Here is a 1,020-nt window from a genome sequence, read left to right on the forward strand (position 1 = left end):
CCCGGACGGCCCGGACGGCCCGGACAGACGCTCAGACGGACGGCTCAGACAGACGGCGCGGTACGCCCCGAATGCTGGAAGACGGGCGTCAGCCGCGCGGAGAACCGGCCGGCACCGGCACCGACCTCAAGGGGAATGCCAAAGCACGCCGACAGCGCCGGGCCGGTCAGGACCGTCTCGACGGGCCCGGCCGCGACCACCCGGCCGGCGCGCAGCAGCAGCGCATGGGTCACACCCGGCGGAATTTCCTCCACGTGGTGGCTGACCATGATGGTCACCGGCGACAGCGGGTCCGCGACCAGCCGGGTCAGCCGCGCCAGCAGGGCCTCACGGGCCCCCAGATCGAGCCCGGCGGCCGGTTCGTCCATCAGCAGTAGCTCGGGGTCGGTCATCAACGCACGCGCAATCTGGACGCGCTTGCGCTCGCCTTCGGACAGGGTGCCGTACCGCCGGTCGGCGAGATTCCGGCAGCCGACCTGGGTGAGCAGCTCAAGGGCCCGCCACCGGTCGTCATCGGTGTATTTCTCGGTGGCCCGCCCGAGCACCGCCCACGCGGCCGTCATGACCACGTCGAGGACGCGTTCGGTGGCCGGCAGGAGGTCCGCGACCGCCGAACTCGCCAGGCCCACCCGGCTGCGCAGGTCGAACGCGTCGACCTCACCGAGCCGGCCGCCGAGCAGGTCGACCGTTCCGCGAGTCGGGAAAACCCGGCTCGCCGCCACCTGGAGCAGGGTTGTCTTCCCGGCGCCGTTCGGCCCGAGAATGACCCAGCGTTCACCGTCGGCAACGGTCCAGTGGATGTCGGAAAGGAGCGTCGCGCCATCCCGCACAACAGTTACCGAGTCCAGGCGCAACACCACGTCTGTCACGGGCCTCACGTTACGCGACCCGTCCCGGCGCGGAGCCGGCCGGGACGGTGTGCCTATCGGGAGGTGACCGACTTCTCAGCAATTCCGCCGCATTCGCGCCGGGCAGGCCGTCACGGCAGCGTCGCAGCACCATCACAGCAGTGTCACGGCA

Annotated in this window: 1 protein-coding gene; it reads right to left on the reverse strand. The window is 71.1% G+C overall.

Annotated elements, in window-relative coordinates; genetic code table 11:
• Nucleotides 1-44: 44 nt before the first annotated feature.
• Nucleotides 45-869, reverse strand: coding sequence for an ABC transporter ATP-binding protein (locus tag AC5LSR_RS01440; RefSeq protein ID WP_250285930.1), 825 nt, complete (start codon nucleotides 867-869; stop codon nucleotides 45-47).
• Between the last annotated feature and the right edge of the window lie 151 nt (nucleotides 870-1,020).

It is taken from the genome of Protofrankia sp. CiP1_Cm_nod4, from assembly GCF_982290645.1.